This window comes from Flavobacterium aquicola (assembly GCF_003385115.1).
GTDB lineage: Bacteria > Bacteroidota > Bacteroidia > Flavobacteriales > Flavobacteriaceae > Flavobacterium > Flavobacterium aquicola.
Map to the genome: position 1 here is coordinate 211685 of NZ_QUNI01000007.1, position 16945 is coordinate 228629.

Sequence of the window (16945 nt, forward strand, 5' to 3'; positions counted from 1 at the left end):
AATGATAAAAAAAATTAAATTTCTAGCTTATTATTTGCCACAGTTTCATCCAATTCCGGAAAATGATTTGTGGTGGGGAAAAGGTTTTACTGAATGGTTAAATGTAGTAAAGGCGAAGCCTTTATTTAAAGGACATTATCAGCCTATTTTGCCAGCAGATTTAGGCTTTTATGATTTAAGAGTACCAGCAGTACAAGAAGAGCAATCAAAAATGGCGTTAGAATATGGTATTGATGGATTTATTTATTATCAATACTGGTTCGGAAAAGATAAAATGTTACTCGAAGGACCGGCAGAAGCGATGTTGGAAAACAAAAAAATTACGATTCCATTTTGTTTTTGTTGGGCAAATGAAACTTGGAAAGGAATTTGGCATGGATTGCATAGTTCTGACGTTTTAATAAAACAATTATATCAGGGAGTAGAAGCATATAAATCTTATTTTAATTATCTATTGCCTTTTTTTAAAGATGAGCGTTATATCAAAATTGATAGCAAACCAATGTTCCATATATACAAACCGGAAGAAATTCCAGATATAAAGTCTTTTTTAAAATTGTTTAATGATTTAGCAATTGAAAATGGATTCAAAGGAATTCATTTTATTGCTACTATTAGTTCAGATGATTTTGCTTTAGGTCATAATGAAATATTTGGAAAAGTAGATTCGGGCATTTTTATCAAAATGCGTTACGGTTCTGAAAATCAAAGTGTTTTTGCTAAAATCAATAAAAAGATAAAAAAAAATATTCATGGAAAATTAAAGATCAATGGTCATATAGATGAGCGAACTAAGCCTTTGATTTTTGATTATAAAAAAGGAGTCGAAAAGCTCAATGGAGAATTACAAAATAAAAAGTCTATCCCACAAGTTTTTCCTAATTGGGATAATACTGCAAGAAGTGGGAAGAAGGCACTGATTTTCAGAAATTCAACGCCTCATCTTTGGCAAGAGCATTTGCAAATGGCTGTAAAGAATTTGATTAAAAATGTAGAGAACCCGCAGATCGTTATAATCAAATCATGGAATGAATGGGCAGAAGGCAACCATCTTGAACCAGACGGCAAATTTGGACGTAAATGGCTTGAAGCTGTCAGGAATGTAAAACAAAATAATAACTTGTTATGAAACAATTTGATAAGTTAGTGTCTGTTATAATTCCGTGTTATAATCAGAGTGAATTTTTGGACGAAACTTTAAATTCAATACTTATCCAAACCTATACGAATTGGGAATGCCTTATTATAAATGATGGCAGTTTAGATGACACTGAAAAAATTGCTCAAGAATGGATCGCAAAAGATAATAGATTTGTTTATTTTAAAAAAGACAACGAAGGGGTAAGTAGTTGTAGGAATTTAGGTTTAGAAAAAGCAAAAGGAGATTTTATACAATTTCTCGATGCCGATGATTTATTAGCAGAAAATAAACTTCAACTTTCAATTGAGGCTGTCCATGAGTATGATGTTGAGGTGGTATGCACTAATTACTTTTTGTTTGAAAGTCATATTGCTAAAGCATATCCACCATTTTCACAATTAGGAGATTTCGAATTTAGTTTTTATAATCTAGCACGATATTGGAATAATGGTTTCACAATTCCAATACATTGTTGGGTTTTTAATAAATCTTTGTTAGAAAATATTCAATTTCCCTTGGGTTTAACAGCTCAGGAAGATTGGGTTACATGGTTGAGGATTTTTCAAAAATCCCCTAAAACATTCTATATTCCTCAACAACTTGCTTTTTATCGAATAAATCCCAAAGGAAGAACTCAAACTGGTGGTTTTTTTAATGAAACACTTGAGGCAATTAATTTCTTGAAATCTTTTTTAAACGAAGCAGAATTTAGAATACTTTACGAAGCTGTTTTAACAAGTTCTAATGAAGGAAATATTTATTGGAGAAATCGAGAAGATAATTTAAAAAAGTCCAATACTTATCAATTCGGACTATTAGTTAAAAAAATTTTTCAAAAAATTGGGCTTTTGAAGTTAGCAAGATATTTATTTTCTTTTGTCTTAAAATTTAAATCTAAATAGTATGTTGGCTTTAGTTATTCCATACTATAAGATTGATTTCTTTGAAGAAACTTTAAAAGCACTGGCGCGGCAAACTAATAAACAATATAGAGTGTATATTGGTGACGATGCGAGTCCAAATAATCCAAATGTTTTATTGGAGAAATATTCCAACAGATTTGATTTTATTTATCATAGATTTGACGAGAATTTAGGAGGGAAATCATTGGTGCGACAATGGAACAGATGTCTCAATCTTTGTAATGATGAAGACTGGGTTATGATTTTGGGAGATGATGATGTTTTAGAAAGTAATTGTATAGAAGTTTTTTATAATAATTTAAAAGAAATAGAAAGTCTGGATGTTTCTGTAGTACGTTTTGCTACGCAAGTTATTGATGAAAATGGAATTGCAATCTCGGAGGTTCATCAGCATCCCAAAATTGAAAAAGCAACTGATTTTTTAATACGAAAATTTAAAGGCGGTACTAGAAGTTCATTAAGTGAATATGTTTTTAAAAAAAAGATAGTAGACAGTATAAAATTTAAAGACTTTCCATTGGCCTGGTCTAGTGATGTTTTAGGGGTTGTGGAGTTTTCTGCAGGGAAAGATATTTATACTGCAAACGATGCCTTAGTATACTTTAGATTAAGTGGTGAAAATATTACGAGCCAAGGAGATTCAATTGAAAAAAACAAGGCTTGGTTTCAGTTTTATTATTATCTGATTTCTAACTACGGAAAACAATATCCCAAAGAGTTAACCGCTACACTTTTCGACAGACTTGAAAAAGTACAGCTAAATAATAAAAAAACACCTTTAAGATGGATCAAGTTAATTTGGTTGTATCTTAATTTTGATCAATATTCAAGATTTTTGATCTTATTTATGAAAATTAAAAAAAGTATTCAATGAAGTTTTTAGTGATAGTGCAAGACTTAAGAGTGTCGGGAACAAGCGAAGGAATAGTTTCAAGATCCTTTATTGCAAGATTACGAAAGTCATATCCAGAAGCTACAATTGACCTTTGTTATTTTATGGGATATCGCCATGACTATCATAAGGAATTACTCAACGCAGATTCAATATCAGAATATTTGATAAAACGAAAGCCACCTTTGCTTATTAAATTATCAAATGCAATTTATCGAAGACTGTTTACGAAATCAATTTATAAGACATATTACTTAAATCAATTTAAAAAAAGAATTGCCGCTATTTCATATAAAGATTATGATAGGATTTTTATAAGAAGTTCAGGTTTAGAATATGAAACCATTTTAGCATCAAAAGATTTACCTATACTGAAAGAAGCGATTATTAATTTTCATGATCCTTATCCATTTTTCTTTGATACAAGTTCCAATAAAGACCTGACAAAACGTGAACTATTGGATTTTCAGGAAATGTATAAAATAGTTCAAGTATCTAGAATTTGTATGGCGCCATCTTCATTATTAGCCAAAGATTTACAAATTATTTATGGCAATTATAAAAGGTTTTATACACTACCACATCAATATGACTCTAGTGCTTTTGAATTGTTAGATCATTCTTTAGTGCGAAAAAAACAAAAGGCTATTTCAATGTCATATCATGGAGGATTACAATTTGGGAGAAATGTGGATATTTTATTAGATGTTTTTGCAGAATTGTGTTTTGAAAATGAATTTTTTAAAGAAAATGTAGAAATGGTTTTTAGATTGAAGAGTTCCGAAACCAATCGATTAAAAAATAAATATAAAGGATGTGCTAATATACATATTTTAGATGGATTAGATTTTTCTAACTCAGCAAATGAACAATTAAATGAAGCAGACATAATTTTGATTCTTGAAAGTTATTTAGATTACAGTAATATACTATTAGGCAAAGCACCTTTTGTAGCATCATTAAACAAACCAGTTTTTGCATTGTTACCAATGGAATGTGAATTAAGAAAGATAATTATAAATGACAATTATATAGCAACTTCTAACAATTCAATTGAAATAAAAGAAAAATTAAAAAATCTAATCAAAGATTATAAGGGCAAAGATGAAAAATTTGAACCTTTTGAGAATTATTTTTCAGAAGCCAGTTTTGCGAATCAGTTGGACAAAATATTAAAAGTATAAAATGATAAAAAAAATTAAAGAAACTATCAGGAGGAAGATTTATAAAAGATATAATATTAGTTTTTCTCAAGGAGGAGGAGATGATATTCAACTTAACAAACTTATTAAAGAAAAAAAACCAGGAGTTTATGTTGATATTGGATGTTGGCATCCAGTTAAGTCTTCTAATACTTATTTTTTTCATTTAAGAGGGTGGAAAGGTATTTGTATTGATCCTAATCCTGAATTAAAAAAGGCATATGATTTTTTCAGACCTAATGATATTTTTATTAATTGTGCAATTGGACTGAAAGAAGATAAAATGTCTTATTATCAATTAAAAGATAATTACAGTGCAATGAATACTCTAAAACAAGATTTTATTCAAAAACATAATTTAGAAAAAGAGATAAAGCATGTTTTAGATGTTCCTATATACAATTTGAAAAACATTTTGGATAAAAATATTTTAGAAGGAGATAGATTAGATTTTTTTGATATAGATGTAGAGGGATTTGATTTAGAAGTTTTAAAATCAAATGATTGGGATAAATACAGGCCAAAGATTATTTTAGTTGAAAGTAATCTATCTATTCAAAACGATATTAATTCAGAGATTGTACATTATTTAGCGACAGTTGATTATCGATTGGTAGCAAAATCAGTTATTAATGGAGATTTGGGAAATTTATTTTTAATGGATAATAAACAATAATTATTTCAAAAATGAGAATAGGAATGAATCCTCAAAAAGAGGAAAAAAAAGTAATATTAAATACTCATCATAGAATAATTATAGTAGTATATATTCCTAATGAAGAAGGATTTTACAAGGATTCTTTGGCTGTATTTAAAACTTGCTTGGACTCATTGATTTCAACAATAAATTCAAATGCTGCAATAACTGTTGTCAATAATGGATCGTATAAAAAAGTTTGTGCGCTTTTAGAATCGTATTACGAAGACAAAAAAATAGATACAGTTATTTCTCATAATTTAAATATTGGTAAAATAGATGCTCAAATTGGAGCTGCTCGAGGTGCAAGAGAAAAATATATTACGCTTACTGATGCGGATATATTATTTGTAAATGGCTGGCAAGAAAAAGTAGAGGAGATTTTTTATTCTTTTAAAAATGTAGGTTCAGTTTCTCCAATTCCAATTCGTACTGGTTTATATGCAGGAACAAGTTCTACGCTGAAACAAATTTTGCTTAGAAAGGTAAAATTTCAGTTTGTTTCACTGCCTGAAAATCTTGAAAATTATAATAAGTTTTTATCAAGTATAAATTGGGAAAACGAAACAGATAAAAATAAAAAATGGCCCGTTTTAGAAAGCAAAGGAGTTAAAGCAATTATTGGTAGTGCCCATCAAGTATTAACGATTGACAGGGATATTTTGTTTACAGTATCTCCATCAAATCCTTCTTTAACGCTTGTGGGAGGAAATTCAGAGCACAATTATGTAGATGTTCCTGTTGATAAATCTGGTAGACTTAGATTAGCAACTTTAAATAACTATGCGTTCCATATTGGAAATAAGCTGGAAGATTGGATGATTAAATTACAACAAGCCAATAATAACGGAAATGATGTAGTTCTGAAAAATGAATTAAGCTTTTCAATATCAAATGATTTATTTAATTCGAAAATGAGTTATGAATTATATCATGTAAAAAAGAGATTTATCAAAAAAGTATTTTCTTTAATATATGGTAAAGGATAAGCCGACATTTTCAATTCTTATCACGACTAAAAATCGACTTTCAGATCTCAGATTTACTTTAGTAAAAATTCAGCATTTATTGCTTCAAAGTGATGTAGAGTGTATCATTTTTGATGATGGATCTAGTGATGGAACTAGCTCGTTCATCGAAGAACATTTTCCGGACATTATTTTATTTAGAAATCAATTTTCTAAAGGATTGATTCATTGCCGTAATCAAATGTTAAATCTTACTACAGCAAAATATGCAATTTCGCTTGATGATGACGCGCATTTTGAATCTGATAACGTACTTGAAAATATAGAAAAACATTTTGTTTCTAATCCAAAATGCGGTGTTATTGCTTGTAGAATATTCTGGGGATTAAAATTTCCTAACAGTACATCTACAAACGAAATTATTGAAAGAACAAAAGGATTTGTAGGATGTGGACATGTTTGGAATATGGAAGCATGGCAAGATATTCCCAATTATCCTGATTGGTTTGTTTTTTATGGCGAAGAAGATTTTGCCGCTTTTCAATTGTTTAAAAGAGCCTGGGAAATTCAATATCTGCCAGCAATTTTAGTTCAACATCGAGTAGATATAAAGTCACGCAGGCAACAAAATGATTATCAAATTCGTTTAAGGCGTTCTTTACGATCAGGTTGGTATTTGTATTTTTTGTTCTATCCAATAAATGAAATTCCAAGAAGGTTTTTTTATACTTTATGGATGCAAATTAAAAAAAGGGTTTTAAGAGGAGATATTAAAGCTACTTTTGCTATTTTACAGGCATTAGGAGATATTATTTTAAATTTTCCAAAATTATATAGACAATCAAATCGTTTAAAAGTACTTGAGTTCAAAGAAATTAGTAATTTGGCCGAAACAAAAATATATTGGCATCCTAAATAAAAAAGCGAGATTGAAAAATAGTACCCTATATAAACGCATTCGATATTTGTTTTCTAGTCTAGAAATTAGAAGTCGAGTGTTTTTTATCACTTATGTATATGCAAAATTTAGTAAAACTGTCAAAAAACAGTTGCTAGATTTTAAAACAATACCAATCATAATTGTCAATTACAATCAATTAGAAACCTTAAAATTGTTAATAGATTATCTGCTTGATAACAATTATAAAAATCTTCATATTATAGATAATAATTCAAATTACCCTCCGCTTTTGAGTTATTACAAAATCATTAGTAATGATGTTAATGTAATATTTCATGATAATAATGACGGACATATGGTTTTTTGGGAAAAGAATGTTTTTTTTAAAAAATTTTCAAATGGATACTATGTCGTAACAGATCCTGATGTGCTTCCGATAGCAGATTGTCCAAATGACTTTTTAAAAGTTTTTTTGGATTTGCTAATAAAATCAAAGACAAGATATAAAGTTGGTTTTAGTTTAAAAATTGATGATATTCCTGATTATAATCCAGTGAAAAAAAAGGTCTTGAATTGGGAAAGTCGATTTTGGAAAACCAAAACTAGCGAAGGGCATTTTTTAGCAAATATCGACACAACTTTTGCTTTATATAGGCCAAAATTAAAAACCAAGAAGTTTTTTTATATGGGGTTAAGGACTAAATCTCCTTATACTGCAAAACATTTTGGTTGGTACATTGATCCTGATAATCTAACAAGTGAACAAGAATTTTATAATAGAAGTGCTAATAGTTCAAGTTCATGGAAATTAAATGAAGATGGTAATTTGTCAAGTACATTTTATAAATAATTGCAAGTAAATAATATTGAAAAATATAGTAATAATACCGGCTCGAGGAGGGTCAAAGCGCCTTCCTCAAAAAAATATTCTTTTATTGGGAGGAATTCCTCTTATTGCACATAGTATTTTATATGCACAGGCCAACAATGATATTATTGATTCAGTTTATGTTTCTACTGATGATGCAGCAATTAAGAAAATAGCTTTGGAATTTGGAGCGAAGGTAATAGACAGGCCTGAATCGTTATCTGGCGATTTTGAGTCAACGGTTTCGGCTCTAAAACATGTTTTGGAACAAATTGAAGAAGAGATAGAAAATGTAATTTTACTTCAGCCTACTAATCCTTTACGTCCTGAAAATCTGCTGCAAGAAGCTTTTGATGATTTTCTAAAAGAAGGAAGGGATAGTTTATTTACCGTCAGCCGTTCAGAACGCAAACTGGGAAAAATTGAGAATAGACAATTTATACCTTTCAATTATACAATAGGACAGCGTTCTCAGGATCTAGAACCGCTTTATTTTGAAAATGGACTGCTTTATATTTCAAAGGCAGAATTAATTTTACCTTTCGACTGCGCTCAAGGTGACAGCAAAATTATTTCAGAAAATGCTTTTCCATTTGAAGTAAATCATATTTTTGCCAATGTTGATATAGATACTTTGGAAGAATTGGAATATGCAGAGTATTTATTAAAAAAAAAGGTTCTGAGGAGGGCTTGATGTAAAATAAAGGTATAGTTGATAGGTATAAATAACACATAATGAGTTACATGAATCCATATATAGAAATAGCAGGTCGCAAAATAGGAATAGATTACCCTCCATTAGTCATTGCCGAAATAGGAATTAATCATGAAGGTTCTTTGCATGTAGCAAAAGAAATGGTTGATGCAGCAAAAAGGGCAGGTGTTGAGGTTGTAAAACATCAAACTCATATTGTAGAAGATGAAATGAGCGGTGCTGCCAAAAAAGTGATCCCAGGTAATGCAGATGTTTCTATTTATGAAATAATGGAACGCTGTTCACTCAATGAAGTCGATGAGTTGGAATTGAAAAAATATGTAGAAAGCAAGGGCATGATTTTTATTTCAACTCCCTTTTCTCGCGCTGCTGCAGAAAGATTGAAAAAATTCGATATTCCAGCCTATAAAATAGGCTCAGGTGAATGTAATAATTATCCCTTGCTAGAGCATTTAGCTTCGTTTGGAAAACCCATTATTTTGAGTACAGGAATGAATACTATTGAAAGTGTTCAGAAAGCAGTTGCTATTTTTGATAAGCATAATGTTCCTGTAGCCCTTTTGCATACTACTAATTTATATCCTACACCTATACATTTGGTTCGTTATGGAGCAATGACAGAATTGCATGAAGCTTTTCCAGATAAAGTTTATGGTCTTAGTGATCATACATTGAATAATAATGCCTGTTTAGGGGCAGTAGCTCTTGGAGCCAGTATCCTTGAAAGGCATTTTACTGATACAATGCAACGAAAAGGACCTGATATTGTATGCAGTATGGATGAAAAAGCGTGTCAGGAATTAATTGTTTCCTCTGCCGAAATAGCTTTGATGAGAGGAGGAACTAAAAAACCGGCAGATGAAGAGCAGGTTACCATTGATTTTGCTTTTGCAACGGTATGTTCTATTGCTCCAATAAAAAAAGGAGAAAAATTTACAAAAGAAAATATCTGGGTTAAACGCCCAGGAACTGGAAAAATTCTGGCAGAACATTTTGATGATTTAATAGGTAAAACGGCTGTTAGGGATATTGAAAATGATGAGCAGCTGAGCTGGGACGATATTGATAATTAAAACGTATTGAGTGTCGTCTCGACTGCGCTCGACCTGACAAAGTAATTCAGATGTTATATTGTCAAATCGAGCGCAGTCGAGATTGATTTTGATAGTTAAAGAGGTCTCGACTCCGCTCGACTTGACAGAGTTAATTGAGATATGATGTTGTTAAATAGTGCAAAGTCGAAATCCAATATTAAAGTAAGCGTTTTATGAGATTTTATTACGTTTACATTCTTAAGTGCAAGGACGATTCTTTATATGTTGGGGTAACTTCTGATGTTGAACGACGATTGATGGAACACAATGCAAGTAAATATCCAGAGGCTTATACGCATAATCGGAGACCAGTAAAATTAGTTTTTTATCAGGAATTTACAGAACCCAATCAGGCTATTGAGTTTGAGAAAAAAATTAAAAAATGGAGCCGAGTTAAAAAGCAAGCTTTAATTGATGGGGATTTCGACCGACTGTAAAGTTTATCAGAATGCAGGAATGCTACTCATCATAAGTATAAGCCAGATAGCGAAGAGATTATTGAGTGATGGTCTCCACTGTGCTCGGCTTGACAAAGTAGTTCATATGTTTATATTGTCAAATCGAGTGCAGTCGAGATTGATTTGAGAGTTAGAGAGGTCTCGACTGCGCTCGTCGTGACAGAAAAGTATAGATTGAAAATATTTAAATGAAAAGAATTTTATTTCTTACTGGTACCCGCGCTGATTTTGGCAAAATAAAATCATTGATTACAATTCTGGATAATCATCAGGATTTTGAAGTTTTTGTTTTTGTTACAGGAATGCATCTTCAAAAACAGTATGGCTATACACTTATAGAAATTGAACGCTGTAATTTTAAAAATGTGTACACTTTCGAAAATCACACCCATGAAACTACAATGGATCTGACATTGGCCAAAACGATTGAAGGACTTTCCGGTTATTCTAAAGATGTGAATCCAGATTTAATTGTACTTCATGGTGATCGAGTAGAAACCTTGGCAGGAGCCATTGTAGGCTCTTTGAATAATATTTTGGTAGCACATATTGAAGGAGGAGAATTATCGGGAACGGTGGATGAATTGATTCGGCACAGTGTCAGCAAATTGAGCCACATTCATTTTGTTTGTAATGATGAAGCAGCAAAAAGGCTGCAACAAATGGGGGAAATAGCTTCTTCTATTTTTACCATTGGTTCACCTGATATTGATATTATGTTTTCGGGTAATCTGCCCGATTTACCGACTGTAAAACAATATTACGATATTGATTTTGAAAAGTATGCCATTGTTATGTTTCATCCTGTTACTACAGAGGTCAATCAGATGCAGTCTTATACCGCTGATTTTGTAAAATCTTTATTAGCGGATCATCATAATTATGTAGTTATCTATCCCAATAATGATTTGGGTAGCCAATTCATTATTGATGAATATCAAAAATTAAAAGCCAATTCACGATTCAGGATTTTTCCATCGCTTCGTTTTGAATATTTTTTAACGCTGTTAAAAAACAGCCAGTTTATAATAGGTAATAGCAGTGCAGGAATTAGAGAAGCACCTTATTATGGAATTCCTATTATAAATATTGGAACAAGACAACAAAACAGGACATTTCAAGCAGATATAATAAATGTTGATTATAGTTTTAATGCTATCAAGGAAGCTTTGTCAGTTATCGATACACATACAATTCAAATATCGGATTCTGATTTTGGAAAAGGAAATAGCACTACTTTATTTCTTGATTATCTTCAAAAACCAGCTGTTTGGGAACTGAACCACCAAAAACAATTTAGAGATTCTGATCAATGATTACATTTTTAAATCTAGGTAAAAAAGGAAATCTCGGTAATCAATTGTTTCAGATTGCATCTGCTATAGGGATTGCAGAAAAAAGAAATCAGCAGTTTTGTTTCCCAGAATGGCAATATTCGAAACATTTTAAATTTAATTTTAATGCTTGTTCCGATATAAAAGACTGGATTCATGTAAAAGAGGAAAAATTTAATTATTATGAATGGGAATTAACTGATAAAAATTATGATTTGTCAGGATGGTTACAGACTGAAAAATATTTTTATGAGTCTAATATAAAGGATGTTTTTAAATTTGATTCTCAATTTGAAGAGAGTTTGGTTGGAAAGCACGAGGTATTATTTACAAAAAAAACTATTTTAGTCAGTGTCAGAAGAGGTGATTTTGTTAATAATCCCAATTATTTTCAATTATCTTACCAGTTTTATTTAACTGCATTGATTTGTCATTTTGAGAAATTGGAAAATTATAATGTCATTTTTGCAAGTGATAATATAGACTATTGTAAAAAGCATTTTTCATTTTTGCCTAACGTTTTTTTTCTTGAAAATTTAAGTCCTATTGAGCAGCTTTGTTTAGGTTCTAAATTTGACAATTATATAATAAGTAACTCTACTTTTTCTTGGTGGCTAGCTTGGCTGGGTGAAAAAAAGGGATCAAAAATAATTAGACCGATTCAAATATTTGATAATGATTTTTCAAAAAAGCATGATGAATCTGATTATTTTCCAAGCAGATGGATTGTTCATGATGATACTAAATATAAATTGTCTAACGAATATTGGAAATTAAAACTTTATGGTTTTCTGTATAATTTAGTTCAAAGATTAAAATACATTTATAAGAAAGAAAAAAAAGTAATTAAAAACAGAATAAAAAAGATAATAAATTATAAATGAAAAAACTAGGAATAGTAATAACCGATGGCGTAGGGTTTCGCAATTTTATTTTAAGCGATTTCTTATCAGAGGCAGAAAAACAATTTGATGAGGTAGTCATTTTATCGTGTTTGCCTGCGTCTGTTTATGAAGGTTTTCTGCAAAGATCTAGAGTGATTGAACTTGCAGTTTTTCAAGAAAAATTTCCGACCTGGTTTTTTAGAAAAGCAAAGGAAGTAGCTCATCTGCAATTGCATAAGCATAACAATTTTGGAATTACAGATAATTTAAATACCAATAAATCAAAAGCTAAAACCCCCAGAGGCTATGCAACCCGGTTTATTTTTAAATGGACTTCCATATTTCATTCAGAAAAAAATATTCAGAACTATACTAAATTGCAACAGCAGTCTTTTAAAAATAATTCAATTGTAAAAGACTATAGGGCTATTTTAGAAAGGGAAAAATTTGACATTTTGTTTTTTACACATCAACGGCCACCATTCATTGCGCCATTAGTTTATCAGGCAGAACAATTGAAAATCAAAACTGCTTCATTTATTTTTAGCTGGGATAATTTAGCATCTAAGGGAAGAATGGCGGCTAATTTTGATTATTATTTGGTTTGGAGTGATTTGATGAAAGAAGAATTGTTACATTTTTATAAAAAAACACAGTCGCAAAATGTTGAGACAGTGGGAACTCCTCAGTTTGAGCCTTATGTTTTGGAAAGATATCAAACAACCAAGAAGGATTTCTATAATCGGTTTAATTTAGATTCATCAAAAAAAACTATCTGTTTTAGCTGTGGAGATATTTCAACCAGTAAAAATGATGAATTGTACATAACTAGTATTGCACAAGCTATTCAAGAAAATAAAATTCAAAATGTAAATTTACTAGTTCGAACTTCTCCTGCAGAAGATCCTATTCGTTTTGAAAGCTTTGTTAAAAAATTTCCTTTTGTAAAATGGAACCATCCTAAATGGCATTTGGCACGAACAGGACATCAAGAAGAATGGTCACAGCGAATACCTTCAAAAGAAGATGTTACTGATTTGAGAAGTATATTAGAATATTCGGATTTGAATATTAATATGCTCTCTACAATGAGTTTGGATTTTATGCAATTTGATAAGCCCGTTATTAATCCAGTATTTGGAAATAAAGGAAATGGACTCTATTATGATCAGCGTTTTTTGGAATACCCACATATAAAAAATGTTGTCAGTTTTAAAGCTACTAGAATTGTTACGAATGAAGAGGAATTAATTGACGCAGTAAAACTATATATTACGCATCCAGAAACTGATGCTAAAAACAGAAAGCAATTAATTCACTTACAAATTGGGAGGCCGTTAAAAGGAACTTCAGAAAGAATTGCCGCAATTTTGAGAAAATGGAGTTAAAAAAAATAGCAGTCCTTTGCAATTATGAGCTTCTGCCTGAGCGGGTTGGAGGAATGGATCACTTTTTTTGGCAGTTTGATAAAAAGTGCAAAGAAAATAACATTCAAGTGGATTGGTTTTTTCCAAATTATTCAGATCATGGTTGTTATTCAGATTTAAAAATTTACAGTAGTAAAACTGAAAAGCTAGAAAATTATTTTCTAGCTTTTAGTAAAGAGTATAACTCAGATTATATGTATGTTATCACTCATTTTGTCGAATTATGCACGCCTTTTTTTGCAACTGTAAAACAATTTTCTAAAGCCAAAATTATTGCTGTAGATCATAATCCGAGACCTTTAAATGGATATCCATTCAAAAAGAAAATTCTCAAAAGACTGAAAGGGATTTTGTATTCAAGATATATTGATGTTTTTGTGGGGGTATCCAATTATACTGTAAACGCGCTTTTACAAGATTTTGGATCTCAGTTAAAATCTAAAACGAAAATAATTTATAATGGTGTAATTCTAGACAGCATTTTGGTTAGGGAAACTAGAAATACTGTTAAGCCTATTTTTTTGACAGCATCACATCTTCGAGAATCCAAAGGGATTCAGGATTTGATTGAATCTGTAAATGATCTTTCTGCATCAATAAAACAAGATATAAAAATTGATGTATATGGTGATGGTCCTTATAAAAAACAGCTGAAGGAAAAAATATATCAATATAATCTGGAAAACGTTTTTACTTTTATGGGGAGCAGAGGGAATTTAAATGAAATTTTTTCGCAGTATGATTATATGTTACAGCCTACTCACATGGAATGCTTCAGTTTATCTGTTTTAGAAAGTCTAGCAGCAAATGTGCCAGTTATTACTACAAACGTTGGAGGTAATGAAGAAGCAATCCGAGATAGTTTTAATGGCTATATTTTTAAAGCCAAAGATATTCATGCACTAACAAATATTGTTACAGAAGTTTATTTAGGAATTAAAAAGATTAATTTGAATACTCGAACTGATGTTGAGAAACGTTTTTCATTAGAGCAAATGGTTAATCAGCATTTCGGCTTACTTTAATTCATAATTAATCTTAAATTTGCGCACCAAATTGCTTTAATTTATTTTATGTTTTTTAATTCTCTGGCTTTTGCTGTTTTTTTGCCCATAGTGTTTTTTTTGTATTGGTTTGTTTTTAATAAAACGAAGAATACGCAAAATGCTGTTTTGATTATTGCCAGTTACTATTTTTATTCCTGCTGGGATTGGCGTTTTTTGTTTCTATTGGTTTTCTCAACTTTTTTGGATTATTATACCGGAATTAGAATTGAAAAAAGCCAGACTCAAAAAAGTCGAAAGTTTTGGTTTTGGCTAAGTATAATTGTAAATCTTGGTTTTTTAGGAGTTTTTAAGTATTATAATTTTTTTGCCAGTTCTTTTGCAGCTCTGCTAACAGGAGTTGGTTTCAAAGCAAGTCCATTTTTATTGGATGTTGTTTTGCCTGTAGGGATTTCGTTTTACACTTTTCATGGCTTGTCTTACGTCATTGATATTTATTATAAACGCCTTAAAGCTGAGTATAATTTTGTTGACTATTCTCTTTTTGTAAGTTATTTCCCTTTATTGGTAGCGGGTCCTATTGAGAGAGCGACACATTTATTGCCTCAGGTAAAAGTAAAGCGTACTTTTGATTATGAGATCGCAAAAGAAGGAATTTATCAATTAATATGGGGATTGCTAAAAAAAGTAGTAATTGCCGATACTTGTGCTGCTTATGCCAATGCTATTTTTGATAACTATCCGTCAATGAATTCTTTGTCGTTGATTTTGGGCGCTATTTATTTTGCATTTCAGATTTATGGCGATTTTTCAGGATATTCGGATATGGCGTTAGGAATGTCTAAGTTGTTTGGGATTGATTTACTGAGAAATTTCAATTATCCCTATTTTTCCAGAGATATAGCCGAGTTTTGGCGTCGCTGGCATATATCGCTGTCTTCTTGGTTTAAAGATTATTTGTACATTCCTCTTGGCGGAAGCAAAGGCGGTATTTGGATGAAAATAAGAAACACTTTCATCATTTTTGTAGTAAGCGGTTTTTGGCATGGAGCGAATTGGACTTATTTGGCTTGGGGGTTTATTAATGCTGTATATTTTTTACCCTTATTATTGCTGAAAAAAAATAGAAATAATATTGAGAGCGCAGACTTGAGTTGGAATATAGATTCAATTAAGGTCCGATTAAATATTTTAATAACTTTTTTACTTTCCTGTGTTGCCTGGGTATTTTTTAGGGCCAAAACGATAACAGATGCTGTGTCTTATTTGAAAAGAATTGTTTTGAATGGTGAATTTTCCTCCCAGTACCTTTCAAACGAAAGATATAATTATGAGCTGTTAATTATGGTATGTTTGTTTGTCTTGGTCGAATGGAATAATCGAACAAAGATTGAACCTATTTCTGGGAAATATTCCTATCTAAAATTGATTTTATGTTTGACCGCTATTATTGCATTTGGCACTTATTCCGATTATAAAGAATTTATTTACTTTCAGTTTTAATGAAAAAATTTTTACTATTTACTTCAAAAATACTGGTCTTGGCAATAGTAATTGCAATTTTGCTGGATTTTATATATACTGCAGTCTATCTGCAATCGAGTAATCGAGGTAAAATTGACCAAGTTTACAACTCGGAGAATGAAAATTACGATGTAATTATTCTAGGATCATCCAGAGCCAATAATCATTTTGTTTCGCAAATGTTTAAAGATAAAGGTTTAAAAACCTTTAATTATGGAATGAGTGGCGGGCATTTATTTGAAGCCGATTTATTATTGAAATTGATGATAGAGCGTCATTATAAAATTAAGAACGTAATTCTGGAAGCTGATTTGAATTTAACTAATGAACATCGAGCTGATGGAATTTCTTCGAAGTTTTTGCCTTATTTACATAATTCAAAAATCATAAAAGAACATTTTTCTACAGAAGAAGATTTTAACTATCTATATTATATTCCGTTTTATCGTTATATTAAGTTTGATCCTCAAATTGGAGTTAGAGAAATGTTTTTTCAGGCTATTCATAAAGGTACAAGTCATTTACAGAATTTAGGTTATCATGCTTTGAAAGATGGGAAAACTGGTAATATGAAAAATAATATCGTGAGTTTAAAGCCATTAAACCACAATAAATACTATGAAGAAATTAAGCAGATTTGCAAAGAAAACAATATTAATTTCATTGCAATAATGACTCCAATGTGCGAGAATGTAGTCGGAATGAATTATTTTGAAAAGGTTCAAAAAGCCTATCCAGAGATTCATAATTATGAAAATGTAGTTATTGAGAATAAATATTTTTCTTCTTGTGGGCACATGAATGATATTGGTGCCAAAATGTTTACAGCTCGAATTTTGAAAGATTTTTTTCCTCCATCCAGCCCCTCTCCAAAGGTGAGGGAGTCTAAATAGGGAAATGAATGAATTTAATT

The 16945-nt window shown here is 30.7% G+C and carries 17 protein-coding genes; all 17 read left to right on the plus strand.

Going from position 1 to position 16945, the window contains the following annotated elements; genetic code table 11:
* Window position 1: 1 nt before the first annotated feature.
* Entirely contained in the window at window positions 2-1129 is a 1128-nt protein-coding gene (locus C8P67_RS13705) for a glycosyltransferase WbsX family protein (RefSeq protein WP_115813727.1), read from the plus strand.
* Window positions 1126-2043 carry a glycosyltransferase family 2 protein gene (locus C8P67_RS13710; protein WP_115813728.1) on the plus strand — a complete coding sequence of 306 codons (918 nt, stop codon included), beginning with the start codon at window positions 1126-1128 and terminating at the stop codon, window positions 2041-2043. Before C8P67_RS13705 ends, C8P67_RS13710 begins: the two co-directional genes overlap by 4 nt.
* A 1-nt stretch (window position 2044) precedes the next feature.
* Window positions 2045-2938: a glycosyltransferase family 2 protein gene (locus C8P67_RS13715; RefSeq protein ID WP_115813729.1), complete on the plus strand. Its 894-nt coding sequence runs from the start codon at window positions 2045-2047 to the stop codon at window positions 2936-2938.
* On the plus strand, window positions 2935-4140 hold the full coding sequence (locus tag C8P67_RS13720) for a glycosyltransferase (protein ID WP_115813730.1): 1206 nt from the start codon (window positions 2935-2937) through the stop codon (window positions 4138-4140). Before C8P67_RS13715 ends, C8P67_RS13720 begins: the two co-directional genes overlap by 4 nt.
* A 1-nt stretch (window position 4141) precedes the next feature.
* Window positions 4142-4834, plus strand: a complete 693-nt coding sequence (locus C8P67_RS13725; protein WP_115813731.1) for an FkbM family methyltransferase — start codon at window positions 4142-4144, stop codon at window positions 4832-4834.
* An 11-nt stretch (window positions 4835-4845) separates the two neighbouring features.
* Window positions 4846-5844: a glycosyltransferase family A protein gene (locus C8P67_RS13730; RefSeq protein ID WP_115813732.1), complete on the plus strand. Its 999-nt coding sequence runs from the start codon at window positions 4846-4848 to the stop codon at window positions 5842-5844.
* Window positions 5831-6742 carry a glycosyltransferase family 2 protein gene (locus C8P67_RS13735; RefSeq protein WP_115813733.1) on the plus strand — a complete coding sequence of 304 codons (912 nt, stop codon included), beginning with the start codon at window positions 5831-5833 and terminating at the stop codon, window positions 6740-6742. Before C8P67_RS13730 ends, C8P67_RS13735 begins: the two co-directional genes overlap by 14 nt.
* Before the next feature lie 271 nt (window positions 6743-7013).
* The gene (locus tag C8P67_RS13740) at window positions 7014-7574 is read left to right on the plus strand and encodes a glycosyltransferase family 2 protein (RefSeq protein WP_147298236.1); all 561 of its coding nucleotides are present in this window, start codon (window positions 7014-7016) and stop codon (window positions 7572-7574) included.
* A gap of 16 nt (window positions 7575-7590) precedes the next feature.
* Window positions 7591-8286: an acylneuraminate cytidylyltransferase family protein gene (locus C8P67_RS13745; protein WP_115813735.1), complete on the plus strand. Its 696-nt coding sequence runs from the start codon at window positions 7591-7593 to the stop codon at window positions 8284-8286.
* Window positions 8287-8336: 50 nt separating this feature from the next.
* Complete coding sequence (locus tag C8P67_RS13750; protein WP_115813736.1) at window positions 8337-9380, plus strand: N-acetylneuraminate synthase family protein; 1044 nt, start codon at window positions 8337-8339, stop codon at window positions 9378-9380.
* A 194-nt stretch (window positions 9381-9574) separates the two neighbouring features.
* Window positions 9575-9838: a GIY-YIG nuclease family protein gene (locus C8P67_RS13755; protein WP_115813737.1), complete on the plus strand. Its 264-nt coding sequence runs from the start codon at window positions 9575-9577 to the stop codon at window positions 9836-9838.
* Between the two features lie 209 nt (window positions 9839-10047).
* Window positions 10048-11175, plus strand: coding sequence for a UDP-N-acetylglucosamine 2-epimerase (gene neuC / locus C8P67_RS13760; RefSeq protein WP_115813738.1), 1128 nt, complete (start codon window positions 10048-10050; stop codon window positions 11173-11175).
* Window positions 11172-12077 carry an alpha-1,2-fucosyltransferase gene (locus C8P67_RS13765; RefSeq protein ID WP_115813739.1) on the plus strand — a complete coding sequence of 302 codons (906 nt, stop codon included), beginning with the start codon at window positions 11172-11174 and terminating at the stop codon, window positions 12075-12077. The genes neuC and C8P67_RS13765 overlap by 4 nt, the downstream gene beginning before the upstream one ends.
* Window positions 12074-13465: a hypothetical protein gene (locus tag C8P67_RS13770; RefSeq protein ID WP_115813740.1), complete on the plus strand. Its 1392-nt coding sequence runs from the start codon at window positions 12074-12076 to the stop codon at window positions 13463-13465. Before C8P67_RS13765 ends, C8P67_RS13770 begins: the two co-directional genes overlap by 4 nt.
* Window positions 13456-14529: a glycosyltransferase family 4 protein gene (locus tag C8P67_RS13775; protein ID WP_245980456.1), complete on the plus strand. Its 1074-nt coding sequence runs from the start codon at window positions 13456-13458 to the stop codon at window positions 14527-14529. The genes C8P67_RS13770 and C8P67_RS13775 overlap by 10 nt, the downstream gene beginning before the upstream one ends.
* Before the next feature lie 48 nt (window positions 14530-14577).
* Window positions 14578-16011 carry an MBOAT family O-acyltransferase gene (locus C8P67_RS13780; RefSeq protein WP_115813741.1) on the plus strand — a complete coding sequence of 478 codons (1434 nt, stop codon included), beginning with the start codon at window positions 14578-14580 and terminating at the stop codon, window positions 16009-16011.
* A complete protein-coding gene (locus C8P67_RS13785; RefSeq protein ID WP_115813742.1) occupies window positions 16011-16925 on the plus strand; it encodes a hypothetical protein in 915 nt (304 codons plus the stop codon). Before C8P67_RS13780 ends, C8P67_RS13785 begins: the two co-directional genes overlap by 1 nt.
* The last annotated feature ends 20 nt before the right edge of the window (window positions 16926-16945 follow it).